Annotated in this window: 20 protein-coding genes; 8 read left to right on the top strand and 12 right to left on the bottom strand. The window is 50.0% G+C overall.

Features of this window, described 5'->3' with window-relative positions:
* Window positions 1-51 precede the first annotated feature (51 nt).
* Window positions 52-2826, bottom strand: coding sequence for a bifunctional diguanylate cyclase/phosphodiesterase (locus METBU_RS23435; protein WP_235726385.1), 2775 nt, complete (start codon window positions 2824-2826; stop codon window positions 52-54).
* Between the two features lie 289 nt (window positions 2827-3115).
* On the opposite strand from METBU_RS23435, the gene METBU_RS0105955 reads away from it, so the two are divergent.
* Window positions 3116-4171, top strand: a complete 1056-nt coding sequence (locus tag METBU_RS0105955; RefSeq protein WP_017839756.1) for an HD-GYP domain-containing protein — start codon at window positions 3116-3118, stop codon at window positions 4169-4171.
* Window positions 4168-8595 carry an ABC transporter substrate-binding protein gene (locus METBU_RS0105950; protein WP_017839755.1) on the top strand — a complete coding sequence of 1476 codons (4428 nt, stop codon included), beginning with the start codon at window positions 4168-4170 and terminating at the stop codon, window positions 8593-8595. The genes METBU_RS0105955 and METBU_RS0105950 overlap by 4 nt, the downstream gene beginning before the upstream one ends.
* 335 nt (window positions 8596-8930) lie before the next feature.
* Here METBU_RS0105950 and METBU_RS23430 read toward each other — a convergent pair whose 3' ends face one another.
* From METBU_RS23430 to METBU_RS23425, 3 genes are all read right to left on the bottom strand, one after another.
* Window positions 8931-10463, bottom strand: a complete 1533-nt coding sequence (locus METBU_RS23430; RefSeq protein WP_017839754.1) for a methyl-accepting chemotaxis protein — start codon at window positions 10461-10463, stop codon at window positions 8931-8933.
* 213 nt (window positions 10464-10676) lie between these two features.
* Window positions 10677-13763, bottom strand: a complete 3087-nt coding sequence (locus METBU_RS0105935) for an efflux RND transporter permease subunit (RefSeq protein WP_017839752.1) — start codon at window positions 13761-13763, stop codon at window positions 10677-10679.
* A 45-nt stretch (window positions 13764-13808) separates the two neighbouring features.
* A complete protein-coding gene (locus METBU_RS23425; RefSeq protein WP_014148844.1) occupies window positions 13809-14894 on the bottom strand; it encodes an efflux RND transporter periplasmic adaptor subunit in 1086 nt (361 codons plus the stop codon).
* 124 nt (window positions 14895-15018) lie between these two features.
* On the opposite strand from METBU_RS23425, the gene gcvH reads away from it, so the two are divergent.
* From gcvH to mazG, 4 genes are all read left to right on the top strand, one after another.
* Window positions 15019-15402, top strand: coding sequence for a glycine cleavage system protein GcvH (gene gcvH, locus METBU_RS0105925; protein WP_017839750.1), 384 nt, complete (start codon window positions 15019-15021; stop codon window positions 15400-15402).
* A gap of 508 nt (window positions 15403-15910) precedes the next feature.
* Window positions 15911-16273, top strand: coding sequence for a diacylglycerol kinase (locus tag METBU_RS0105920; RefSeq protein ID WP_014148841.1), 363 nt, complete (start codon window positions 15911-15913; stop codon window positions 16271-16273).
* Window positions 16274-16281: 8 nt separating this feature from the next.
* Window positions 16282-17214 (top strand): carbohydrate kinase family protein, encoded by a 933-nt coding sequence (locus tag METBU_RS0105915; protein ID WP_026130063.1) that lies wholly within the window; start codon window positions 16282-16284, stop codon window positions 17212-17214.
* Window positions 17211-18014, top strand: coding sequence for a nucleoside triphosphate pyrophosphohydrolase (mazG, locus tag METBU_RS0105910; protein WP_017839748.1), 804 nt, complete (start codon window positions 17211-17213; stop codon window positions 18012-18014). The genes METBU_RS0105915 and mazG overlap by 4 nt, the downstream gene beginning before the upstream one ends.
* A gap of 248 nt (window positions 18015-18262) precedes the next feature.
* Here mazG and modC read toward each other — a convergent pair whose 3' ends face one another.
* From modC to METBU_RS23420, 6 genes are all read right to left on the bottom strand, one after another.
* Window positions 18263-19339 (bottom strand): molybdenum ABC transporter ATP-binding protein, encoded by a 1077-nt coding sequence (modC, locus tag METBU_RS0105905; RefSeq protein ID WP_017839747.1) that lies wholly within the window; start codon window positions 19337-19339, stop codon window positions 18263-18265.
* A gap of 3 nt (window positions 19340-19342) precedes the next feature.
* On the bottom strand, window positions 19343-20020 hold the full coding sequence (modB, locus tag METBU_RS0105900; protein WP_017839746.1) for a molybdate ABC transporter permease subunit: 678 nt from the start codon (window positions 20018-20020) through the stop codon (window positions 19343-19345).
* A gap of 4 nt (window positions 20021-20024) precedes the next feature.
* The gene (modA, locus tag METBU_RS0105895; RefSeq protein ID WP_017839745.1) at window positions 20025-20786 is read right to left on the bottom strand and encodes a molybdate ABC transporter substrate-binding protein; all 762 of its coding nucleotides are present in this window, start codon (window positions 20784-20786) and stop codon (window positions 20025-20027) included.
* Window positions 20787-20921: 135 nt separating this feature from the next.
* Window positions 20922-22568, bottom strand: coding sequence for an alginate export family protein (locus METBU_RS0105890; RefSeq protein WP_017839744.1), 1647 nt, complete (start codon window positions 22566-22568; stop codon window positions 20922-20924).
* Between the two features lie 45 nt (window positions 22569-22613).
* Entirely contained in the window at window positions 22614-22991 is a 378-nt protein-coding gene (locus METBU_RS0105885; RefSeq protein ID WP_017839743.1) for a winged helix-turn-helix domain-containing protein, read from the bottom strand.
* Window positions 22992-23817: 826 nt separating this feature from the next.
* A complete protein-coding gene (locus tag METBU_RS23420) occupies window positions 23818-24279 on the bottom strand; it encodes a gamma-glutamylcyclotransferase family protein (protein WP_083877641.1) in 462 nt (153 codons plus the stop codon).
* Between the two features lie 69 nt (window positions 24280-24348).
* Here METBU_RS23420 and METBU_RS27960 point away from each other — a divergent pair, with 69 nt between their 5' ends.
* Window positions 24349-24486 carry a hypothetical protein gene (locus tag METBU_RS27960; RefSeq protein WP_017839741.1) on the top strand — a complete coding sequence of 46 codons (138 nt, stop codon included), beginning with the start codon at window positions 24349-24351 and terminating at the stop codon, window positions 24484-24486.
* Between the two features lie 35 nt (window positions 24487-24521).
* On the opposite strand, the gene METBU_RS0105870 is transcribed toward METBU_RS27960, so the two are convergent.
* Window positions 24522-25208, bottom strand: a complete 687-nt coding sequence (locus METBU_RS0105870; protein WP_017839740.1) for a histidinol-phosphatase — start codon at window positions 25206-25208, stop codon at window positions 24522-24524.
* A gap of 259 nt (window positions 25209-25467) precedes the next feature.
* On the opposite strand from METBU_RS0105870, the gene METBU_RS0105865 reads away from it, so the two are divergent.
* Window positions 25468-26004, top strand: coding sequence for an RNA pyrophosphohydrolase (locus tag METBU_RS0105865; protein ID WP_017839739.1), 537 nt, complete (start codon window positions 25468-25470; stop codon window positions 26002-26004).
* A 144-nt stretch (window positions 26005-26148) separates the two neighbouring features.
* Here METBU_RS0105865 and cpdA read toward each other — a convergent pair whose 3' ends face one another.
* Window positions 26149-26949 (bottom strand): 3',5'-cyclic-AMP phosphodiesterase, encoded by an 801-nt coding sequence (cpdA, locus tag METBU_RS0105860; RefSeq protein WP_017839738.1) that lies wholly within the window; start codon window positions 26947-26949, stop codon window positions 26149-26151.
* Between the last annotated feature and the right edge of the window lie 3 nt (window positions 26950-26952).

The raw sequence follows: 26952 nt of genomic DNA, 5'->3' as shown, positions 1-26952 counted from the left end.
CTGAACCTCCACAGTGCCTAAAACTTGTAGAAGTAAATTTGTGCATATTCCTTAGTCATTTTTATCAAGAAACCATGACAAACTTTTAAGAAAGTTTTCTGCGTCGGCAGCTGGTAGGGGCTTGCTGAAATAGAATCCTTGCACGTTATCGCAGCGGCTTGTTTTGAGAAAATTCAATTGATTTTCACTTTCCACGCCTTCCGCCGTAACAGCTTTACCTTGAGCATGCGCTTTATTGATGATCGATATGACGCTGTCCGCATTTTCGATATTCACAGGTAGAGTGCGAATGAGTGCGCGATCGATTTTGATGGTTTGCACCGGAAGGGAATCGAGCCGCTCCAAAATAGGCGAGTCGGAACTGATATCGTCTATGGCAACCGAAAGGCCTGCAGCATTGAGTTGATCGATGATATCAACGGCATGATCGATATTTTGCATGATCGTACTCTCTTTAATCTCAATTTCCAGCCAGTTCGGAGTTACTCCGAAGTTATCGATATCGCGTAGAATTCTTTCTAACAAACTCTGTTGTTGAATTTGATTGATCGAAAGATTAATGCTGATTTTGGCGGGTCTAAGGTTTATTTTTTCCCAAGCCAGTGCCTGACTACAGACCTGCCTGACGACCCAATCGGTAATTTTATCGATTAAACCGGCTTTTTCGGCGAGCGGTAAAAATTCCGAAGGCGATAAGATGCCTTGTTCGGGATGATACCAGCGGACTAAACTCTCGAAACCGATTATGTCGCTGTTGATTAATGAATGTCGACTTTGATAATAAATCAAAAAGTGACCGTTCATGCCTGGATTTTGAGTATTTTCCAACGAGCTTGCTGAGGTTATCCGGCTTATTCGCAAGCAATGTTTAACGGTTTTCGCCAAGTCTTCGGTCAGTTGTTCTGAGCTTATGAAAGCCGGTTGCATGTCCTCGGAATAAAAGGCATAACCTAATTTTTCCTTCTTGGCGTGATACATTGCGGTATCGGCATGATTGATTAGGCTGTCGCCGTCGGTGCCGTTGTTCGGATACACCGAAATACCGATACTGCTTCCGACAGTCAGCATTTGTTCGCCGATGTAATAAGGCTGTTGCAAGACTTTAATGAGCTTGTCAGCGACCGATATGGCGGCTTGGGCATCGGAATCAGGTAGAAGTATGACGAATTCATCTCCGCCCATGCGGGCCGCAATATCGGAGTCGCGTATGGCCGACAGTATTTTTTGCGCCGTTTCCTTAAGAACTTCGTCTCCTGCGGCATGACCGAGCGTGTCATTGATCGATTTAAACTTATCCAGGTCAAGATAAAATAGCGTAATCGAAGCTTTATTCCGGTGCGCAAGATTGATCGCTTGTTGTAAACGATCGGCAAATAAGCGACGGTTGGCCAAACCGGTCAGATCGTCATAATAAGAAAGCGATGTGAGTAATTCATGCGTTTCTTTACGCTCGGTAATATCGTGTGCAATACCGTCGACGCCTATGCATTGGCCGTTTTGGTCAAATACGGGCGAGTCCATGACTTCAAGCCAATGAATATAACCATTGCTATCATAAACCTCGACTTCGTAAGGCGGTTGAGGCATGCCTTTTAAGCATAAATCCGTGTTTTTATCGATATTTAAGTTAGCGGGGTTGTCGGTCAGGAAAGCGCGGTGATTGACGATAAATTCCTCTACGTTATAGCCGAGTATCTTACTGACCGAGGGACTCACATAGGTCAATAACCCCGAACGGTCTTGGCGATAGAAAAAATATTCGTGGCGCAAATTCTCGACCAAACTACGGTATTTTTGTTCGCTGGCTTTAAGTTCGGCAGTCCTTTGCTCGACCAAGTTTTCCAATTCGTTTTGTAGATTGACTAACTGTTGATTGACGAGTAACACTTCATCCTTGGATTGCTCGATACGGCGATTTTGTCTGCGGACTTGAATAATCCATAGCAGCATAATGAGCAGTACCAGTGCGAATGCCGCGACAATTTTTCCGATCAGCACATAGTCGGTGACTACGGTTTCAACTTTGGGAACCCATTTTTCGAAGATCGCCTGTTTTTCATCGGAGCTGAGCGAGTCGAGCCCTTTTTGTAATATCGAAGCCAATTCCGGCCAATCTTTACGTATCGCGATGCTTTCGTTTGCGCTGTTGTGATCGTAGAAAGCCGCTATATTAAGGTCGTTGAGTTGGTGTTTATCGATTAAAAAATGACCGGTTCCGGTAAAAGTGATTGCGGCATCTGCTTGTCGATTCGCAACTGCCTTAAGCCCTTCAAGGAAAGATTCGACTGCGTGTATTTTGATCGAAGGAAATTCTTCGCGAACTCGATCGATATATTGGTAATTGTTGACCAGGGCAATTTTTTTGCCGGCGATATCGGTGCGTCGCTTGATGGTGAAATTGTCTTTTCGGGTAATGATGACTAGCGATTTGTTGAGATAGGGTTGAGTAAAGAAAAACCATGTGCGACGCTCCGGTCTATTAACCATTGTTGCCACGACATCGGTTTGTCTCGTTACGGCTGCTTCGTAAACTCGGCTCCATTCGGTATGCGGATAAATTTCGAAGTCAATGCCAAGGCGTCGACTTATCAGGCTAATGATTTCGACGGCGACACCTTCAACAATACCTTTTTCATTGACAAAGCTAAAGGGTGGAAAGTCTCCGTCGAAAGCGATTCGGATCTTTTTATGTTTTTCCAGCCATTTTTGCTCTTTCGGGTTTAAAGTTATGCTACGTATCGGTTCGGAAGCCTTATCGTTTGATATATCAGCAGCAACCGACGGTATCGACAAAAAAAGAAAAATGAAGGGAATGATCAGCTGCACAATGGAATACATGAATGATTGTTAATACGGAATCGCTATTTGAGTGGAATTTTCTAGATTATAGTTGTTTTTGCCTTGAATAACTGCCCATTTATGACTTTATGGCTGGATTGCCATGAACCGAATGCTTTGCCTAACACCCCGGCGCCTCATCCGGTGATGCCGAAATTTGAAGTGCGACAGCTATAGGCTAAATGTATGACAGTTGCGGTCTACAATAGGGGGGTAGACAATTTAGGCTTTGATTGCTACGCTTTAGTTTCAATATCAAGGCAACTCAACAATCCCCATGCTTACATCCAATCGTATTCTGATTGTCGATGACGTCATCGATAACATTCGTGTCGCCATGAACTTTTTAAAGGAAGACAATTACGATCTTTCGTTTGCCGGCAGCGGAGAAGAAGCGTTACGGTTGATTCGAGATAATCCTGCGCCGTTCGATTTGATTCTGCTGGACATTATGATGCCGGGCATGGACGGCTTCGAGGTTTGTCGAATTTTAAAAGCCAATCCGCGCTATCAAGATGTGCCGATTATTTTTTTGACCGCCCGTGTCGATGTCGATTCGATGGCGAAAGGCTTTACCGTCGGCGGCGTCGATTATATAACCAAGCCTTTTCATGCCGATGAATTGTTGGCGCGCGTCAAGACGCATATCGATTTGTTTCATGCAAAAAAAATACTGCGCGAACATAATATCGCATTGGAAGCAAAAGTCGCCTATGAGCGGGTCCGCTTACTTACGGAGTTGGAAGAAAATCAAAAAGAAATGATATTTATGCTGACCGAATTAATGGAATCGACTTCGGATGAAACCGGAAAGCATATCAAGCGCTTGTCCGAGATTTCAGCATTGCTGGCTAAATATCATAAAAGCCTCTCCGTTCACGATATGGATATGTTGTATCACGCCTCCCCGATGCATGATATCGGCAAGATGATGATACCCAAGGAAATATTGAATAAGCCGGGGCGATTGACCGAGGACGAATTTAATGTCATCAAGTCGCATACCACTAACGGTTATCAATTACTATGCCGTTCGGATCGAAGAATCATTAAATCCGCCGCCGTCATCGCTCACGAACATCATGAGAAATGGGACGGTAGCGGGTATCCGCGCGGATTGAAGGGTAACGATATTCATATTTACGGCCGAATCGTCGCCTTAGCCGATGTGTTCGATGCGTTGACTCATGTGCGATGCTATAAAGCCGTTTGGAGTCGCGATCGGGTTGTCGATTATATTGAGGGACATCGCGAAACGCAGTTCGACCCGGAGTTAGTCGACATTTTCTTAGACCATGTCGATGATTTTTTTGCAATTGCCGATTTGAAGTGAGTGCCGGTTCAATGCCGTTTATGGTCGTAAAAACCGGTATCGTTATCCTATGGTGCTTCCTTTATCTATTTTTAAGGGGGGCGCACGCAGCAGCAGACGAATCGGCGCTAGACTCGGATTCGGTCAGTATTCAATTACGTTGGGAACATGGTTTTCAGTTTGCCGGTTATTATGCGGCTATCGAGAAAGGTTTTTACCGGGACGAGGGGCTCGAAGTTCAGTTAAAAGAAATCGATTATTCGAAAGACTTCGTCAAGCAGGTCCTTGCCGGAGAATCGGAATACGGCGTAACCGATAGCACTTTGCTGATCTATCATTTACAGGGCGATCCGGTCGTTCTGATCAATCAATTTTTTCAACATTCTCCGCTGGTATTCATCGCCCGCCGCGAATCGGGCATCGTCAGTCCTTATGAAATGATCGGCAAAAAAGTCGCGCTCGACTTATCCAGCCGGGGCGATGCGGCGCTGAATGCGCTGCTGCTGAAAACCCTCGGCGATCTGAATAAAGTTCAACGGATCAAGGCAACCGGAGCTTCCTATCAGGATTTACGCGACGGCAAGATCGATGTCGTTACCGCCTATGCGACTTCCCAACCGTTTCTTCTAAAAGAGCAAGGGGTTGAAGTCAATGTCATCAATCCGCTAAATTACGGAATCGATTATTACGGAGACAATTTATTCACTACCCGCAATGAAATCATCGAACATCCCGAGCGAGTCGAAAAAATCAGCCGGGCGACGACCAAAGGTTGGCAGTATGCGCTCGATCACCCGAAAGAAATCATCGAGTTGATTATCGATCGTTATAACCCTAAGCTTTCCCGCGCTTATTTGGAGTACGAAGCGCGCATGACCCGGCAGATGATTATTCCCGAGTTGATACAGTTGGGCTCGGTCGATCCAAAGCGTTATCGTTTGACGGCCGAGGATTACCAACGTTTGGGATTTGTCGAGCACAGCCTCATCGAGGATGATTTTTTTTACCGTTTGCCGAATGCCGAAACCGGTCCGGTACTGGCTTTTTCGGCGAAAGAGAGAGCCTGGATAAAACGTAACCCGGTGGTCCGTTACGGGGGAGAGCGGGATTGGGCGCCTTACGATTTTGTCGATCGTAACGGTGTTCATAACGGCTTGAGCCGGGATATATTGCAATTGATCGGGCAATATACCGGACTGACTTTCGAAGCCGAGATCGACGACTGGAATAATCTTCTGCAAAAGATCCGGCAACGGGAAATCGACTTACTGCCATCGCTGTATTATTCCGACGAGCGGGCCGACTATATGCTTTTTACCGAGCCTTATCAGTGGATGTTGGATTATTTTTTCATTCATGAAGATGTCCAAGCCAAGTCCTTGGCGGATTTAGCCGGTAAAACGATCGCGATACCGAGAGGTTTTTTGCATGATGAAACCATAAAAAAAATGTTCCCGGAACTGAGTATTCTCGAAGTCGAGGATCTGATGGGAGCTTTGCAAAGCGTTATTGAGAGAAAAGCGGATTTACTGGTCGATGCGCATTCGGTTATCACTTATTGGTTGAAACGTAATGCGATAACAACAATTCGGCCGTTTAAGGTATTGCCTCCTGGCGAGGCTCAGCAATTGCACATGGCGGTTCGTACGGATTTGCCGGAATTGCATTCGATCTTGAATAAAGCGCTTGCGGCGATTCCCGAACAGGAGAAGCAGCAAGTACAAGATAAATGGTTCGGTGCCAGATTCAAGGGACAAACGGTCGCTATGACGTCTTACGAGCAAAAATGGCTGGCCGAGCATCCGGTCATTCGAGTTGCCGCCAAGAGAAATAAGTTACCTTATGAAAGCGTCGATCGTCAGGGTCGATATATCGGCATGGCGGCCGACTATTTGGCATGGATCGCCAAAATACTCCGTATCGAGTTGGACATTATTCCGCTTGAATCGTGGCGCGAAGCCAAACAAAAAGTCGAACTCGGCGAAGTCGACATCATGTTTGAGGCGCTTGATAGTTTAGACGATAAACGCTTGGTTCTTACCGAATCCATATTCAGTAGCCCCGTTGTAATCGTGATGGGCGATCGAGAGCCCTATGTCGATAATATCCGGGAAATCCGGCATCGTCGATTGGCGATCGTCCAGAGTTACGCCTATGCATCGACCATTGCCGATCATTATCCGGAAATCGATTTTCACTATGTAGATTCGGTCGCCGAAGGTTTGACTGCGGTTTCGACAGGCAGCGTAGACGCATTGCTTTGTACGCTGGCGGCAGCCGGTTATCAAATTGCAGACCAAGGCATCCATAATATCCGCATCGTAGGTAAAACCGAATTTACCAGCGATCTGGGGTTCGCCATTGCACAGAAACAGGCGCAACTGGCACCGCTTTTTAATCGTGCCTTACATACGATCGGACCCAGCGAACATCAGAAGATACGCGATACTTGGGCAAGCAAAAGTATTGCCGAGAAAATCGATTATCGGTTGATCGCATGGATCGTTGGGGGCTTTTTGCTGATATTGGCGTTCGTGTTTTTTTGGAACCGGCGTTTGGCCGACGAAGTAGTCCGGCGTAAGCAGAGCGAGCAAGAAGCCGCATTATTAAACGAACGGCTAACGCTTGCGGCCGGAATCGCATCGATCGGCGTTTGGGAGTTGAATTTGACCGGAGAACCCAATTTGCTGTTCGACGATAGGATGTTCGACATATACGGCCTACCCAAACAGCCGAGTCTTGCCTTTGCCGAATGGATAGCACGTATCCATCCGGAAGACCGGTCGCTGGTTCAAGGAGTGATCAGTCAGTTACACCTGCGCGATGATCAAGCTCATAACGAATATCGGATCATTCGTCCGGACGGTATCATTCGCACACTCTACAGCGGAAGCCGGATTACTGGCAACGAAAATAATCCGGGGAAAATCATTGGCGTGAGTTGGGATATCAGCGAGCGCAAAAATGCTGAAATCGCGCTGGCTAAAGCCAAGGAGCAAGCGGAGTCGGCAAACCAAGCCAAGTCCCGTTTTCTTGCGAACATGAGTCATGAAATCCGAACGCCGATGAATGCAATTATCGGTTTTACCGATTTGCTCGACGAGCAAATCAAGGAACCCCATCTCAAATCTTTCGTGAAAACGATCAAAACCGCTGGACAAAACCTGTTGGCATTGATCAATGATATTTTGGATTTATCGAAAATCGAGGCCGGTAAACTCAGTATCGAAAAGCAAGCTTGCAATCCGCATGAATTATTTACCGAGCTAGGCGGAATTTTTACGATGAAGATGCGAGAAAAAAATTTGGCATTGATTTTAAATGTCGATCCCGCAATTCCACGCAGCTTGGTGCTTGATGCCGCGCGTTTGCGCCAGGTGCTATTCAACTTGATCGGCAATGCCGTCAAATTTACCGATCAGGGCCATATTCGTTTGATTGCGCGTACCGCTAATGAAGACGATATTCGCAGTCGATTGGATTTATGTATCGATGTCGAGGATACCGGTATCGGAATTTCACAGGAACATCAACAAGTCATTTTTCAAGAGTTCGAGCAATCGGAAGGGCAGGATATTCGGAAATACGGCGGTACCGGTTTGGGGCTAGCGATCAGTCGACGTTTGGTCGAAATGATGGGTGGCGAGATTACTGTTGCTAGCCGTTTGGGCGAAGGCTCCATATTTACCGTCAGACTTTACAATGTCGATATCGCGTCCATCGACGAATCCGAACAAATACCAATCGGGACGAGTCATCAAAAAATCCGGTTTCACCCGGCAACGGTTTTGGTCGTCGACGATATCGAAAATAATCGGCGTTTATTGCAAGAGAACTTTTCCGGAACCGCTTTGACTGTCTTGACGGTCGAAAACGGGCTTGATGCCGTTGACTTGGTTAAACGGCAGCCTGTCGATTTGATATTGATGGACATTCGTATGCCTGTAATGAGCGGCTACGAGGCGGCCGAGATAATAAAATCGTTTAGCGATACGCCGATTATCGCGTTGACCGCGTCGGTTATGAAAGACGAATACGATCGGGTAAAAACCGCGCACTTCGACGCTTATCTGAGAAAACCGATATTGAAAGCCGACTTGATTGAAGAGCTTGCGAAGTTTTTACCGTTCGATAGAGACGAGACGGCACAAGTCGAGCCATATCCGCTCGTATTAACGACGGAGCAACAGGCTGTCTTGCCCGAAGTACTGGCAGCCTTGGAAAAATTAAGTCCGCAATGCGAGCAGGCAGCGTTCAGTAATAACATATCGACTATGAAAACATTTGCCGAAAACGTGTCGGCAATCGGCGAGCGTTACCGGTTTACCCCGGTCCTTGACTACGCCGAACGTCTCGAGCGGCATATCGATAGTTTCGATATTGCCGAAATTAAGCAAGGATTGAATGAGTTCTCGGCTTTACTCGAGCAATTGCGGGATTCGTAAGGTATTGCACTTGTTAGTTGAATCCGCGTTTCAAATCCGCGCACTTTCACAGTAACGTTCATGAAGGCCTAGCCCTCGCCCCGGTAAATGAAAGCTCTCTGGCGGGGAGGGTGCGGTCACTCGCCCGACAGGACGCCGTGAATACGTCCATGTAGGCTCGACGGCGGCTGTCGATCGAGCAACCGCACCCTCTTCGGAACCGGCATTGTATTGAATATCGAAAAACTAGATTAAGATTTCAAATCCACGAACTTTCACAGTAACGTTATCCACTATTTTATGGCAAGCCGTTGAAAGACTTCATGTGCTTCATGGTTAAACTGCCGAATTAAGGATTAACGGTTTTGGGCATCATCGTCGACTTTGAAAAAAGCCATGGCTTGCTGAAGTTCCTCGGCATTGCCGGAAAGTTCTTCGGCCGTTGCCGCAAGTTGCTCGGACGCGGCGGCATTTTGTTGGGTGGCTTTGTCCAGTTGCGCCATGGCTTCGTTGATTTGCGCCAAGCCAGATGCTTGTTCGTTACTGGCGGATGTGATTTCTTCGATCAAGGTCGCGGTTTTGCCAATATCCGGAACGATTTGTTGTAACAATTGCCCGGCTTGGTTGGCGATATCGACACTGTCGGTGGCCAGTTCCCCGATTTGTTCCGCGGCTTTGCGGCTATTTTCGGCGAGATTTCGAACTTCCGATGCGACGACCGAAAAGCCGCGCCCATGTTCTCCGGCGCGAGCCGCTTCGATTGCGGCATTGAGCGAAAGCAAATTGGTTTTTCTGGCAATGTCTTCGATAATCTCGATTTTATCGGCAATTTCGCGCATTGCCTGCACGGTCCGAGATACTGCATCGCCGCCTTGTTGCGCTTCCGCTGCCGTTCCTGTCGCGATTTTGCTGGTTGCAACGGCATTCTCGCTATTTTGCTGCACTGACGCTGTCAATTCTTCCAAACTTGAGGTCGTTTCCTCCAGTCCCGAGGCTTGTTCCGTGGCGCTTTGGCTAAGGCTCTGCGAGGTCGCGCTAACTTCATTCGCGGCACTGGTCAAGTAATCCGCACGGTTTCTTACTTCCTCAACCGTTTGCTTAAGGTTGTTGATCATTTCCGCCATCGATGCATACAAGCTTTCCCTGTCGCCGGATTTGACATTTAATTTCATCGTCAAGTCGCCAGTAGCCATGCGTTTCGAGATCGCCGCCAGTTCCGCCGGTTCCCCTCCGAGCTGTTTGAGAATGTATCTGACGATGACCGTGGCCAGAATGATACCCGCCAAAACCGCGGAGAGTGTGATTGCAATCAAAACGAAACGAGCTTGAGTGCTGTCGTTTTCCATGGCTTGTTGAATGGCTGCCGCCGAAGCATTGACGATGTCGCGCATTTGTCCAAGATAGTGTTGCACGCTCTGAAGATTGGGCACGGTTTCGTTTTTATAAAGCGTACCGGTTTGTTGATCTTCGCTCCGGTCCTCGTTGCGGATTATGTTGACTCGGGCATCCCGGATTAATTTCGCCGATTCGTGCAAGAGTCGGTGGGGTTCTTCGACATTGGCGAGTAGCGGTTTTAATTCAGGAAAGCGCGATTCGGCGTGCCGTCTTTCCTGACCGTAAAACCATCGTCCGAAGGCGCATTGCGTATGATCCAGCTGTATATTCAAATCATGAGCATGATCGTCATAAACAAAGGCATTGAGTTGGGCGGCCCAATTTAGATGATCGACCTCTCGTTCGACCAAATCGGTGCGCAGATTATCGGCTTCGACGACATTACGAGTTTCGTCGACTAGCGAAATAAGTCGTTGAATACCGATTCCGGATGTCAGTAATAACAGAACTAGGATGCCGGCGAAGCCAAGTGAAATTTGCGTTCTGAGTTTCATGGATGAGGCTTGATATTGGATGTAAGGGTTATTTAATTTTAGCGTACAAAATTATTAATGCAGCTATTTATTAAAATAATCGCGCAGTCCGTAAGGTTTTTTACGATTTATCCTAAATTTAGCAATTTAGCCATCAAGTGCATGATGTTCTTGAAGTATTTCAAGAGAATATTCATAATCTTCATGGTGAAATGCTTTTTCTAGGTTCATCGCTTAAGGTTTCCCCTGAAATCTGCCGAACCGTAACAAAATAACCGGCATGAGTAGTAGGTTGAGTAGCGTCGAGGAGGCCAAGCCGCCGATGATGATTGCCGCCATCGGCCCCATGATTTCACGTCCCGGATTATCGCTGTTCAATGCGATAGGCAGCATCGCTAGTGCGGTGACCAATGCAGTCATAAGAATCGACGGCAGGCGTTCTTCCGCCCCTTGCATGGCAGTGGCGAAATCCCAACTTTTGCCGTCGGTTTGGACCAGATGCCGATAATGGGCGATCAACATAATGCTGTTACGTACGGTAATGCCGAACAGCGTGATGAAACCGACAACCGAACCGACCGATAGTGACGCTCCGGTCAATAATACCGCCGCGACGCCGCCGATCAACGAAAACGGCAGATTCACGAGTGTCAATACTGTGTGACGAAAGCTGCCGATCGCAATGTAGATCAGCATCAATACGCCCGCACCGGCCAACAACGAATGCAAGACCAATTCTCGGCGCGCCTCGGCTTGTTCGATCGCGGCGCCGGTAAATTCCGGATACATATCGGCCGGAAATGGGATTTCGTCGAATACTCTTTGCTTTAATTCGGCGACGAACGATTCGTAATCCCGGTCGATAATGTTTGCGGTAACGGTCTGCCGTCTTTGCGCTCCTTCATGCAGGATATTGTATCGCCCGGAGCTTTGCTCGATAGCGGCGACTTGCCCGAGCGTCACGAGCGTACCGTCCGGGGCGCGTATCGGCAGTTTTTCAAGTGCTTCGGGCTTATTGCGGAGATTGGCATCGAGGGTAACCGCAATGTTGTCAATACGGTTACCCTCGATATGCTTGCCGACGATGCGGCCTTCATAGGCGCTTTGTACGGTGCTCATGACGTGAGTCGGCCGCAAGCCCCAAAAGGCCAGCTTGTCCGATTGTAACCGGATATCGAGCATCGGCGCGCCGGGAGGCGAACGGACCGTTACATCGGCCGCACCCGGCATTGATCGTAGCAGCCCCGCGATATCCTCGGCTTTCCTGTCGAGAAACGCTAAGTCATTACCGTAAACATTGACCACGAGAGGCGACGTATAGCCGGAGATGGTTTCGTCGACCCGTTCGGTCAAAAAGGTATTGGCTTCGTACACGATGCCAGGTACGCCGTCCAAAGTCTTGCGCAGTCGGTTTAAGACTTGTTGCTGTTCCGGACCGGACATCGGCGCCAGGCGCACTTCATACTCGCTGTAATGACTGCCGTAGGTATCGGCCCCACGCTCCGCGCGCCCGGCCCATTGCGAAACCGAAACGACGCCCGCAATTTCTAAAAATTGCTCGGTGATTTTCGTACCGATTCGGATCGATTCCTTCAGCGCCGTGCCGGGAATACTGCTGGTATGCACAATATAATGACCTTCACGCAGCGGCGGTAGAAATCGGCTGTTCGTGAAAAACAAAGCAGCCAGGCCGGTGATACAGATTAGCACGGCAGTCGCTATCGCTAGTTTAAAATGCCGGCTAATGAAACTGAGCCAACGCCGGTAAACCGGTTTTAAGTACCGGATCAATGGCGGTTCTTTAACGCTTGAGTCGTTTTTGCCCAATAACATGAAGCACAGCGCCGGAGTTAGCGTTAATGCCGCGATTAACGACATGAGTATGGCAAGAATGTAGGACATACCCAGCGGTGAAAACAGACGTCCGGCGACGCCGGTCAAAGTTAGCAGCGGCACGAAAACCAGTGCGACGATGAAGCTGGCATAGACCACCGAGCCCCTCACTTCCATCGAGGCGGAGTAGATGACTTCGGAAACCGGACGCGGTACTGCCGAAAGCCGATTTTCGCGCAGCCGACGAAAGATATTTTCGGTATCGATGATCGCATCGTCGACGACTTCTCCAAGCGCAATGGCAAGTCCGCCCAAGACCATGATGTTCAAATTGACGCCGAATTCGAGTAGCACTAGAACAGCGGCAATCAGCGATACCGGTATTGCCGTCGCGGCGATGAGGGCGGTCCGTATTTCGAATAAAAATAGATACAGCACGATCAGCACGCACAAGCCGCCGATTAATAAATGTCCCGATAGGTTATGCAACGAGGTTTCGATGTAATCGGCCGGACGGAATAAGTTCGGATAAAAATCGATCGCTTGCTTGGCGAATAGCGTATTGAATTCGCTCAAGGCTTTTTCGACTTGTTTCGAAACGGTGAGCGTATTGGCGCCGTATTGGCCGATGACCATCATGACGATACCCGGATGGCCCATGATTTGTGCGGCGCCGATCGGCGGTTCCGGCCCATAGCGAATATCGGCGACATCGGCGAGTCTGACACTTCGGCCTTGAGTATGCCTGACAATAATGTCTTGAAGTCGTTTCGGGTTGAGATTTTGGCCGGAAAGCGTGATGCTAAAACGCTGATTGTCGGTTTCGATGAAACCGCCGCCTTGTAGGTTCGTCGATTCCGAGGCGGCTTGAAAGATTTCGTCGAGCGCCAAGCCGAAGCGCTGCAAACGGGCGGAGTCGACTTGAATTTGCAATTGCCGAATTTCACCGCCGAATACATTGACGTCGGCAACGCCTGGGACAGCCATTAATCGCGGGACGATCGTCCAATCTGCAAGGCTTCTCAGGGCCATTAAATCCTGTCGATCCGAATGCAGACCGATTGTCAAAACCGTTGCCGATGACGAAGACAAGGGGACTGCCAGAGGCGGGCCGATGCCTTGCGGCAGGCGATTGGCGATACCGGCCAGGCGTTCGCCGACCATTTGCCGATTACGGTGGATATCGCTGCTTTCTTCAAAAAGCGCGGTCACGACCGATAAGCCCTGTATCGATTCCGAGCGGACCGTTTTTAAGCCGATTAGCCCCGAGATTGAGCTTTCAATCGCTTGCGTGACCAGCGTTTCGACTTGCTCGGCGGAATAGCCGGGCGCTTCGGTTTGGATGACAATTTGCTTCGGCGAGAACTCCGGAAATATGTCGAGGCCTGCTGCGGTGAAACGATAAAAGCCGTAGACGAATAGCAGCATTGCAGCGACGATCACGATGCCATGTTGACGGATCGCAAAGCGGATTAAGGCGCTTAGCATTTTAAAACGGATTTCCCGCCGCCCGGCGTTTCAGGGTTCTGCAATTCAATCATCGTCATCATCTTCATCGGGAATTTGGCTTTTGAATTCCTCCGAAAGCAGCATTTGCGCACCGCTTACGACTAATTCCTGACCCGCATGCAAACCGTCCGTGACGAAATAGCCGGCATGTGTGTCGATAAATCCGGTAATAGTCAGTCGTTGAAAATGTTCCGGAGACGTTTTGACGTAAACGAAAGCTTGACCGAGATGGCGAATGACGGATGATGCCGGTATTAAGACGCCGTTTTCGGCGTTTTCCTGCAATGGAATGAAGGCGGCGATGCGCATGCCGGTTCGAATGCCGCCGTGTTCGGTTTCGAAAAAATAACTTTCCCCTTGGGTGAGCGGGTCGGTTTGCGGTGCGGGCGATATAAAACGCGCCGGTTCGGCTCGGTTTCGATCGCCGTAGCGTGAGACCCGGATTTCGTCGAGCGTATCGACCGGTTTATTATTAGGCGGCAACGAGATATGCAATAAATTTTTTTGCCCCGACAAATAGGGGAGCAGGGTGTCGGTATTGGCATCAAGGAACAATTCGGCAATCGCTTGGCCCCAATTGAGTATCGCCTCATTGCGAACGGTTTCGATTTGTAGGCGACTGCCTTGAGTTAACGCTTGTTCCGATTGCCATTGCGACTGTTGTTCTTGCAGACTGCGCCCGGAAACGGCGCCGCCGCGGTGTAAAAGCCGGGTTCGGTCGATCGATTGTTGAGCCAGCGTTAGTCGAGACTTGGCGCTCTCATGCCCGCTGAGTGCGGCGAGGTAACGGTTTCTCAAATCCAGCAGCGGTTGTAACGCAACGACATTGCCGTAAGCGGTCAGTTCCGGACGATACCGATGAGGTTCGAGTTTTATTGTTTGCAACCCGGAGCGAGTTTGGGACGCCGAGTCGATGTTCAGAGTGCCTTCCTTCCCGTAGTCGTCAACATCGGTTTCGGTTCGAACGGGAGCGGCTTCTTTGTCTTGATTCGTCGCAAAGGCAATGCCGTTATCGCTTAATGCAAGCGCTACGGTAATCAAAGTCGGCCATTTCAAACCGCCCAACAAGGTTATGGGATAACTAACGAGGCTAATAAAGGAGAATTTCATGTGCGGCATGAGCAAATTATAAGGGCCGGAAGGGGCGTAACCGAAATTATTTGTTGTTTTTATAATTGATCGCGTTATTCTTTACGGTTTGCGCCGTTAGGCACTATTGAACGGAGAACTATCGATGAGCGATTTGCCGGAAAATTTGAAGTATGCAAAAACCCATGAATGGGCAAAACTGGAAAGCGACAATGTAGTGCGCGTAGGTATTACCGAATTCGCGCAAGCCGAACTCGGCGATTTAGTTTTTATCGAACTGCCTAAAGTCGGGCGTGTCGTTAAAGCGGACGAACAATGCGCTGTCGTCGAGTCGGTCAAAACCGCTTCGGATTTATTCAGCCCCGTGTCCGGAGAAATCGTTTCGGTTAATGAAGAGCTATCCGATGCGCCGGAGCAGGTTAACGACGATGCCTACGATGCTTGGCTGTTTTGCGTGAAGGCCGATAATCCGGCCGAATTGGATACCTTGCTGGATGCCTCGGCCTACGGTCAATTGATTGCCGAATAAGCCGAAAGCCTTGTTTGGCGCGTTATGGGGGGGCGGTCATACGCTCAAGCTAAGCACAGGTCGCCGCTGCTAAATCGCTACCGATCGCTTCCGGTGCGTCCAATTAGCGTAGCCCGGATGGAGCGAAGCGCAATCCGGGAAGTTCGAGGCCACGCCATTCCCGTATTCGCTACGCTGCATAACGGGCTACATATACTTGAATAGTAACTTGGGAAAGAAGGGATGTGAGTTGGCCGGTACTTTGCCTGTAAGTGATGCGTCCGTTTGTCAGTTTTCCACAAAATCTGTGGATAACTCTGTGGATAGCGTCTTGAGAAGGTTCTCAACAATTTGACTTAGCAGGCGTTTTTACAAATCGAACAAGTATTGGTCGGAATATAATATCATTAATAAACAATGACTTATAAAAATTATCAAGCTTATTAAGACGCTGTAAAATCATTGTAATTAAAATGACAAAAGGCTTGTGTAATCTGGCGTTTTAATCTACCGGAATTTGTATCAAACTATGGCAAATCAAAACGCAAAAGGTTTTAAACGCATCGTAAACGCTTTTTTCTTTTCGCTGTCGGGCTTTAAGGCCACTTGGTTTCATGAAGAGGCGTTTAGGCAAGAGGTTTGGTTGTTTATAGTCACGACGCCGTTGGCCGTTTGGCTCGGCGAGACAAACATTGAGAAATTGCTGCTTATCGGCAGCATGGTCCTGGTTTTATTGGTGGAACTACTGAATTCGGCGGTTGAAGCGGTCGTAGATCGAGTCGGATTCGAGCATCATGAACTGTCCGGCCGGGCCAAGGACATTGGTTCGGCCGCTGTCATGCTTTCCTTGGTTTGGGCGGCGGCGACCTGGATATTGATTTTATTTTTTTAGGAGAAACAATGAGTGCATTAATCTGTGGTTCGATGGCTTACGATACCATCATGGTCTTTCATGATAATTTCAGGAATCATATCCTGCCGGAAAAAGTCCACATTCTTAATGTTTCGTTTTTGGTGCCGGTCATGCGCCGCGAATACGGCGGTTGTGCCGGCAATATCGCCTATAACCTCAACTTGCTTGGCGAAGATCCTTTGATCATGGCGACGGTCGGGCACGATTTCGAGCCGTATTCGCAGTGGTTGTCGCAATGCGGTCTCTCGAGCGAATACATCCGCATTCTCGACGACAATTACACCGGTCAGGCTTACATCACGACCGATCAGGAAGACAATCAAATCACCGCGTTTCATCCGGGCGCAATGAATTTTTCGCATTTGAATTCGGTGCCGACCGACGGTTCGATCAGCATCGGCATCGTTTCTCCGGACGGCAAGGAAGGCATGCTGCAGCACGCCGAGCAATTCGCCGAACAGGGCATTCCGTTCATATTCGACCCGGGCCAAGGCATGCCGATGTTCGACGGCGATGAACTACTGAAGTTTTTGGAACTGGCGAATTGGGTCACGCTAAACGATTACGAATCCGAAATGATGCAGCAGCGCACCGGTTTGTCCTTGGATGAAATGGCCGATAAGGTCGAGGCGTTAATTGTTACCTTGGGCGGTAACGGTTCGAAAATATACGTCGGCGGCGAGTGTATCGAGATTCCGCCGGTTAAGCCTGCCGCGGTTGTCGATCCGACCGGTTGCGGCGATGCCTACCGCGCCGGACTCTTATACGGTTTGATGAACGATTTGGGTTGGCCGACGACCGGCAGGATCGCTTCGTTGATGGGCTCGATTAAAATTGAGCATCACGGCACGCAAAATCACAGCTTCGACATCGATTCTTTTAAGGACCGTTACCGCGAGACCTTCGGGGCGTCGTTTTGAGTTTAAGCAATACCGAAAAATTGCTCGGTATCATGGCGCAGCTACGCTCGCCGGACGGCGGTTGCGCCTGGGATATCGAGCAGGATTTCTACAGTTTGATCCCATATACGATCGAGGAAGCTTATGAGGTTGCCGATGCGATCGAGCGCGGCGATTTGGACGACTTGCGCTTGGAACTCGGCGATTTGTTATTGCAGGTCGTCTTCCACTCGCGCATCGCCGAGGAGCGAGGTCTGTTCGATTTCGAACAAGTAGCGGGCAGCATCGCCGAAAAGCTGGTCAGACGGCATCCGCATGTCTTCGGCGATGCTGTCTATCAGAGCGACGAAGAGCGTAAACAGGCCTGGGAGCAAGCTAAGCTCGAGGAGCGTCAATCGAAACGCTCCGCTGAATTACCGGACAGTGTGCTTGATGGCGTTCCGGGAAATCTGCCGGCATTGGTGCAATGCGAAAAAATCCAGAACCGCGCCGCGAGTCATGGGTTCGATTGGCCCGAAGTCTTGCCGGTGTTCGATAAAGTTACCGAAGAATTAGAGGAAGTCAGGGAGGCGTGGGAGTCGGGCGATCAAGCCCATATTCAGGAAGAAATCGGCGATTTGCTCTTGGTCGCGGTCAATCTGGCCCGGCATCTGAAAGTCAATCCCGAAATCGCGTTGCGCGAAAGCACGAAAAAATTTTCGTCGCGGTTTCAATATATCGAAAAACACGTTCAAGAATCCGGGCGCGATTTGAGAGACTGCAAACTGGCCGAACTCGATGCCTTATGGGACCAAGCGAAACAGGCTTTGAAAAAGAAGTAGGTCGAGTTAGGCGAAAGCCGTAACCCGTCACCCGCACGTGGGTTGATCGATTCTCTATTCTCCGGTTTAAAAAAACATTCCTGCAAACTATAGCTTCCCGTCTTCGAGAACCTGGAGCTTCTCTTACCGCATTTCTAAGTAAAGAGCTTGAGAAGGAGCGAAATCACTTGAATTGCCCATTGGGTGATCAGCTAATTCAGCTTGGATTGAATGTTTTCGTGATCTTCGTTTGTTTCGTGGACAAAATGTTATTCCATCAACGCCACCGATTTAATCTGAAGCCAGATCGCTTGTCCGGGTGCTATTTCGAGCATGTGCGCGGCACGCTTGGTTAGTCGCGCAACCAAAACGCTTGGGCCGACTTTGACGCTGACCAAGGCCAATCCCGGATGTTCGTCGTCCGCGATGGCTTCCACCTCGCCGGGCAGTACGTTCTGAATACTGGAATGTTCTCGATTGTCGCGGGCTAGACTGATATCTCTTGCCAGCACTCTGACGCGAACGCGGCGGCCGAGTGCAATGCCTTTGTCCCGCGTCCATAGACTACCTCCGGAAAAATCCAATTTTGCCAAATGCCAGCTTGAGTCACGTTCCGCGACGACCGCGTCGAGCACGACGCCGGCCTCTTCGCCGAGGCGTATCGGCAAATCAATTCGCGCCAGTGTTTCTTTGAGCGGTCCATGAGCCATGACCTTGCCGTTATTCATCGCAACCAGATAATCGGCCAGCCGGGCGACTTCCTCGGGCGAATGGCTGACATAAACGATAGGAATATCGAGTCGATCGCGGAGCTTTTCCAAATAAGGCAAAATCTCTTGCTTTCGAGCCGAGTCCAGGGCGCTGAGCGGTTCGTCCATCAGCAGCATGCGCGGATTGACCGCGAGCGCGCGGGCAATGCCGACGCGCTGACGTTCGCCCCCGGACAGGCGGTCCGGTTTGCGGCCCAATAAATGGCCGATGCCGAACAACTCGATGATCGGATCGAGATCGGTTTGCCGGGCAGCGGGAATTCTTTTTCGGCCGTAATGCAAATTATTCCGCACGGTCATGTGCTCAAATAAACTTGCTTCCTGAAAGACATACCCGATCGGCCGTCGGTGCGCCGGTAACCAGGTCTTGCCGTTTTGCCAGGTTTCGCCTTTGAACGACAAGAATCCTTCATCGGCGCGTTCCAGTCCCGCCATGCAGCGCAGCAGCGTGGTCTTGCCGGAACCGGACTGTCCGAACAACGCTGTGACGCCGCGTCCCGGCAAAGTCAGGTCGATATCGAGCGAAAAGCCCGGCCAATTCAATAAAAAGCGGGCTTCGATTTGGTCTTTCGTCATCGTTCAAGCCTTTTCCGCGCCGGGTCGCCAGGCGTAGACAGTCAGCAGCACCAGGAAAGAAAAAATCAGCATGACTGCGGCCAAACTGTGCGCCTCGCCGTATTCCAACGCTTCGACGTGATCGTAAATCTGCACCGACGCGACGCGGGTGATACCGGGAATGTTACCGCCGATCATCAATACGACGCCGAATTCGCCGACCGTATGCGCGAACGTCAGCACGCCGGCGGTCAGGAAACCGGGCAAGGCCAACGGCAGCGCGACGGTAAAAAACGCGTTCAACGGCGAGGCGCGTAATGTCGCGGCCGCTTCCAAGGGCCTGTCGCCGATGGCTTCGAAGGCGTTTTGCAGCGGTTGCACCATGAACGGCAGCGAATAGAATACCGATGCCAGCACCAGACCTTCAAACGTGAATGGTAACGGATCGATGCCCAGCGCGCTTGTCAAACGGCCGACCGGGCCGTTCGGTCCCATCGCCAGCAACAAATAAAAGCCCAACACCGAAGGCGGCAAAACCAACGGCAGAGCCACGACGGCGCCGATCGGGCCTTTCCAGCGCGATTTCGTTCTTGCGAGCCACCAGGCGATAGGCGTACCGGCAACGAACAGAATCGCGGTCACGACCAGCGCCAGTTCGAGAGTCAGGATGACCGCTTGGAGGTCGCCGGCGCTCAATGTCATCGGTCTACCTCCGCGCCGGTAACGTGAATCCGTAGCGGGTCATCACCTCGCGCGCCGGTTTTGAGTCGACATAGGCGGAGAAGCGTTCGGCCAGGGCATTGTCCGCGGCCCGTTTGGTGATGATATAGCCTTGTGCGAGCGGTTCGTGCAGCGTGTCCGGGATCAAATAATGGCCGCCTTGCCTCGCCAGTTCGGGATTCAACGCCAGAGACAACGCGATGATGCCGATTTGGGCGTTGCCGGTTTGCACGAATTGCGCGGTATGCGCGATATTTTCTCCGTACACCAATTTCGGTTCCACGGCCGCCCAAATTCCCGTCGAGCGGAGCGCTTCCTCGGCCCTTTTGCCGTAAGGCGCATGTTTCGGATTGGCGATGGCAATGCGGGTAATCGATGGATCGGTCAGGTTTTTCAGCGTCAGTTTGGAGGCATCCATCTGCGCGCTCCATAACACGATGCGGCCCACGGCATAAGGCTTGACTTCGGATGCCGCGAAACCGGCTTTCGACAGTTTATCCGGAAACGCGATGTCGGCCGAGAAATACAGATCGTAGGGCGCGTCCTGCTGAATTTGCGTAAAAAACTTGCCCGACGAACCGTAAACGATTTCGATAGTGTCGTCGGGATGCGCTTTCCGGAATTCGGCGGCGATTTCATCGAGCGCGAACTTGAGGTCGGCCGCCGCCGCAATTAAGATTTTTTCGGCATGAGCGAGCGAGGCCGACAAACAACAGACGATCAGTAGTAACGTTTGAATCGTTTTCATCCGTTTATCTCCGGGGGTGTTGGATCGGCAATCAGAAGCGAAACAGGCTTTGTACATAGAAATATACCCGTCGTAGATCAAAATTCGGCGCCTGGGTGTCCGCCAAAGGACGCCGTGAATACGTCCATGTAGGCTCTATGCCAGCTCCATGCTGGCAAAGCCTTTGTCGGACACCCAGGCGCCTCCTCTAGCACTGCCGAAATTTGAAGTGCGAAAGGTATAATCGACGTCCTGGCCGTCGGGCGCATTCGGCGCGTCGTGCGCGAAACCGCCTTTGAACAGATGCGTCCAGCCGGTTTCTAGGTTCAGGCTGCTGTTGACGTCCCAACGTGTCGACAGCTCGATCTGGTGGCCCAGATAGTCGCCCGATGCGCCGCTCGTATCGCGCAAGTCTGCTGCCGTCCAGGAGTCGCGGCTTTCGGCGAGCCAGAAAAAACGATGGCTGAAAAAAGCTTGAAGGTCGTCGCGCGGCGAAATAATGAGTCGGTAGCCTGGCGAATTCAGATTGCCGCGCGCGACGGCACCGTAGATGCCGGTCGGGCTATATTCAAAGCGCCGCGCGCCGAACAAGGTATCGAAACGCTCGCTTTTGTTGTCGTTCGGATCGCTGTCGCCGCTCGCGTAATCGTAGTGCAGGGCGAGACGCGGCGACCATGGCATGTCGACGGTATAGCCGACCGAAACGTGCTGAAACCAGGCGGTATGATCCAAATCGCGTTCGTCGCCGGCTTCCTTCGTCGCGCGGACCGTGCCGAATTGTCCGGCGGTTTCGAGTTGAAAACCGAACTCGCCTCTAGCTTCCTTGCGGTACCAGCGCATGCCTGGGGTTAACAAGCGCCGGTTGAGTGTTGCATTATCGTTTTGATCGCCTTCGCTCAGATGATACAGATAGAGTTCGGCATTAGTTTTCCAGCCTATGTCGTAAATTTCCAGAAAACCGCCTGAAAACCAGGTCTTGTACAATTCCTTATCCCACTTGTGCTTGCCGTCCAGCAGTTCCTGACGGTCGTTCGGATAGCGGCCGACCGGCATCGTTGCGAAACCGTTGAATTGCCATTTGCCGTTATCCTGGAAACGCAGCCGCGCACCGGTGAAGGCATTGATCGTGTTGCGGAAGACATTGCGTGCGACCAGACGGCGGCTGCCAAAATTGAGCGTCTGCCGGCCGAGAATCACTTCGGCGCCGATGCCGCTGTCGAGAAAATTCCGTTGCGCGAAGGCCAGATAGGCCTGCAGAAAATCGGCTTCGTTGGCATGGGTGTTGTTGATCGGCGATCCCGAATCGCTGCCGAATTGCCGCGAATCGAGAAATTCGACGCCGAAACGAAACGCGTCGAAGCTCGCTTCCAGGCTCAGGCATGTTTCCAGCGGAATCTGTTGATCGCCTCCTTGTGCATGGGCTCTGAATTGCCCATCGAGGAGTTCATAGCGCGTGCGTTGTTCGAGCGAGATCGAAAGCCAGTCGGGCAGTGTTAACGCATCATGTAAGTTCCAGAGCGGTTTTTCATAACGCGGGTGATCCGCCAAACGGTCGTTCATTTGACTCGAAAAGCAAGCAAGCGGCGGTGCGGCCGCTCTCTTGGCGGTGGCGTCGGCTAGCGCAATCGGACTCGAAATCAAGCCGGCGACCGCCAACGTAATGCCGGGTATTGCCGTATCTGTCGAATATTCCGATACTAATTGGGAAAGTGGTTTTTTGAACATCGCGTTAATTTTTACCGTCGGGTTGAAATTGTCGCATTTAACGAATCGTGTGGTCAAAAATGATATAACGCTAGTCATTAAGCGAATTCCATGCCAATCAATGAAAAATGGGGCTGTGTCTTCTTATTCAGGAAGGCGATCCGCTAAATCGCATAACGCTTTGATTTCTTGGCTCGATGCGTCGTTGATCCGTTGTTCAAGCGCGGTATAGCGTTCCAAAAGATTTTCTCCCAGCGGCGTCAAAAAGGTTCCGCCGCCTTCTTTACCGCCGCTCGCGGTGCTGACGACCGGTCGACCAAATCCTTGATTGAGACTGTCGATCAAAAGCCAGGCGCGTTTATAGGGCATTTTGAGAGTGCGAGCCGCCGCGGCTATCGAACCGGTTTGGGCGATCGCCCTAAGCAAATCGATTTTTCCGGGGCCGATGGCAATTCCCTTGCCTGTTCCGATATGGATACGCGGGCGGACTAAATGATGAGAATTGGATTCGTCGGATGCCATGCGCGCAAGCCTAGCAAAAACGGTCGTCACAGTCACGCGTAGGACTCAATCTTCGTTGGCGTTTTTGGATAAGATTGAATTGCCGTTTGCTGTTGTGTTTCCGATAAATGGGGTAATTTTGTCAATTAGTCGACAAATGTAAAATTTGCAATTTTAAGCTCTATATACCCATCGTAGATCAAAATTCGGCACCGGGATGCACGTCAAAGGACGCCGTGAATACGTCCCTGTAGGCTCTATGCCAGCTCCATGCTGGCAAAGCCTTAGCGAGCGCCATGGATGGCGTGAATGTCGATTTTGCAGGAGCGAAAATCGACCGGACACCCGGCGCCTCCTCAGGCACTGCCGAAATTTGAAGTGCGAAAGGTATAGCAAGATGCTTCAGCTTGCCGAGGCCAATTGTCCTAGCAGGTGCCAGTCGTAGTCGCAAAAATTAAAATAGGCTGTTACCCAAGCTCCAGCTTGGGTAATCTGTTCAGGAAGCTGGAACTTGGGAAAGAGCGTGATGCGGCTTGGCCGTTTTTAGCTTGACGCGCATGGCTTGCGAACCCCGTCCTGCTAGGAATATGCTGATCTTTGAGCTTTATCTGAAGAAACTTGCTAATCAGGATCAATGATGCACAGCGAAACTATTTGCGATCACGTAAAAGCCGCGTGCGGTGAGGCGTAGCAACAAAAGTGTCGGCAGATGGATAGAGCAGGCTTCGCTGAGAGGAACCGGTCTACTCGACGGACTTAGGAGCAGCCAGCAAGGCTGTGCGAATCTCGGAAGGTGAAAGTCCCTCTACCGGTCTAGTGTGCATATCGTAGTCGTGTATCTGTGTTGTCATCGTTTTCTCCCTATTGAGGTTCGTCCAATACTCTGTTTGGCGCTTGATGCAAGATAATCGCCGGAAGGAATGCAAATGAGATCCTTGATCGGGCGGTTATAGAGATAAACCCAGGCGTTCAGGGTTTTACCTTTGCCGAGCATGACTGGTTCGATGGACCTCGCATATTCGTGGGGTCGAGGGTCGCGGATGGAGCACTGTTCGTAGCGGTCGAGTGTGGCTAGGATCATTTTTGGACGGCCGATTCGGTATATATCGCCCAGCACATGGTCACCGGCTTTGTTGGATTTTACGACGCCCGGATATTTCCCAAGATTAAATAATTTTCCCTGAAAATATCCGGTGCCAATCCAGTCGGCGCATTGACTTAGCCAACGCGACATGGGGTGTCCGTGATGTCTTCTTAAAGTTCCGTATACGAATAGATAGTTCGTTTGGCGTTTGGGGATAGGTTTCATTTTTTGCGGCTGTCATTCGAATGGTACATCCTGTCGACTGCGTCTTTAAACCAGCTAGGCAGAAATATTATGATGAATAATCCGATGATTGGAGCGATCGGTATGGGTCCGATTTCGAGCAGCGCCAAAAACGACATTAGCAAAGCATACTTCAAGCGTATGAAAAAATTCATGGCATTGTTTGTTAGTTTTGTTAATGCAAGTTAATCGTAAGGGGTTCCCTCGCCGGTAATCGCGAATTTCTATTTTTGAAAATGGTGAGTAGGGCAGTGATCGTTGCGCAAGCTAATAATCGGCCAATTCGATTGTTCCGCATAGGCTTTGAGTTTTTCGTCGGGGTCGACCGCAACCGGGTTTTGCACTCGATTCAACAGAGGCAAGTCGTTGTGCGAATCGCTATAAAACCAACTGTTTGCAAGCGTTTCTTCCGAGGATGTCAGCCAGTTTTCCAGTAAAGCGACCTTGCCGGCTTGAAAACAAGGCGTGCCGCTGAAATTGCCGGTATATCGGCCGTCGATGAACTCCGGGGTCGTCGCCAACAAGTGTTCGATACCGTAAAGCTTGACGATCGGCTCGGTGACGAAGCGATTGGTTGCGGTAATCACCATCAATGTATCGCCTTTGGCTTTGTGTTTGTCGATTAAAGCTTGAGCCGGTTTGAGCATTAACGGTTTGATGATTTCTTCGGTAAATTGTTCCCGCCATTCAAACAGTTGGCTAGGGGCATGCTCAGATAAGGGTTTTAGTGAAAAGTTAAGAAATTCCACGATATCCAGGCAGCCTTGTTTGTAATCGTCATAAAATTTGGCATTGGCTGCTTCATATTGGGCTTTGTCGACAATGCCTCGGTCGACTAAAAATTGCCCCCATAAATAATCGCTGTCATCGGCGATTAAGGTGTTATCTAAATCGAAGATCGCTAAACTCACTGCTGTAACCTATTGAAAAGTTTTAAAGGGCATCGCGCTATAGCCTTGTTGATTGTTTTGTGGAACAATAACGCAATATTTTAAATTCCTGGTTTACTGGGCCATTCTAACACTTAGAAATAATACGCTGTAGTTCTCGCATCCGATTATTTTGTCCTCAACCTATCAAGGGCGAAAATCGGGTCAGGTAGTAATTTGTGCGTTTTATCGTCTCAGTTTAGGAGTCTTGGTCATCAGGCTTATATTGACAGGTTTTAACATGATTGACTCAAAAGGATACCGGCCCAATGTCGGCATCATCCTTTGCAATGACGAGGGTCGCGTGTTTTGGGCTAAGCGTACGGGCGCCAATTCATGGCAGTTTCCGCAAGGAGGCATCAATGAAGGCGAGGACCCGGAACAGGCGATGTATCGGGAGTTGTGGGAGGAGACGGGGTTGCGTTCCGAACACGTTCAGTTATTGGGCAGAACTCGATATTGGTTACGCTATCAATTGCCGGAACGTTACATGCGCAAAAACTCGTGGCCGTTATGCATAGGGCAAAAACAAATTTGGTTTATTCTTCGTTTGCTGACACAAGATTCGGAAGTACGATTCGATTGCGGGGCCAAACCTGAATTCGACGGTTGGCGTTGGGTCGATTATTGGGAACCGCTCAAAGACGTCGTGTATTTCAAGCGAAAGGTGTATCGCAGAGCCATGTCCGAGTTAGGCGAGATTTTGTTGGCCGATTCTGTGCCGGTCAAGGCGGACGGTTTTTTAGCTAAGAAATGGCAGCAACAGAAAGTTCGGTAATTTAGTAAGTATCAGGCACAGCTTCCGGAAGAGGCCGTGAATATATCCCTATAGGCTTGGGCGCGGCGTCCGTTCCGCGCACACTTGTTCCAGCATTACCTGATACTGACGGATAAAACCGGGTAGTAACTTTTAAACAGTTTCTTAATATTCCGTGCAGTTCCGATCGATTTCTTGCAAGATGCCCGGCAGGCGGTGAACTTGGGTGGTGATCCGGCCGTCCGAATGTAACTCAATGGTTCGATAGCCCGGCATCAGCTCGTCTAACGTAAATCGCGAGCATAGCGGTTTGAATTGGAAGCAAGTCGATGGCGTACCCAATATTCTTAGCGAGCCCAAGTGAATATCCATTTCTTGATGAATATGCCCGGTCGTGAGGCCCCTTATTTGTGGATAACGGCCTGCAATCTCTAAAAACTCGTCGCTGTTTTTGATGATCATCGTGTCCATCCAGCTACTTCGGGTCGGTACGCAGTGGTGATGAACCGCAATCAACGTAAAAAGATTCGGTTTTTTTTCTAACGCGTCTTCAATAAACCTCAATTCGTTTTCACTAAGGCTTCCCTCGGCTTTTCCCGGTATCTGGCTATTCAGGCAAAGCACTTGCCAATGCTTGAATTCGATATGTTTCTTACAGCTGATGTTGTCTTGGTTTAGCCATTGCTGCATTAAAGCATAATCGTCGTGATTGCCCGGAAGGCATAGCGTATCGACCGATAATGCTTGTAGTCGACCAAAAATTCTTTGATAAGCTTCAGGACAGGGGTCCTGAGTTAAATCGCCGGTAACCAATACCAAATCATAATGAGTGTTCGTTTTCCGCGCATGTTGCAATACGGCCTCGAAATAAAATTCGGTGTCGACTCCTAGCATTTTTTCGCCGGGGCTCGGAAGAATGTGTAGGTCGGTTAATTGTAATAGCGATAACGCGCCTTGAGTGCTCATGGG

The sequence above is a fragment of the Methylotuvimicrobium buryatense 5G genome (assembly GCF_000341735.1).
Lineage (GTDB): Bacteria > Pseudomonadota > Gammaproteobacteria > Methylococcales > Methylomonadaceae > Methylotuvimicrobium > Methylotuvimicrobium buryatense.
This window is presented reverse-complemented; position numbering and strand designations above follow the sequence as displayed.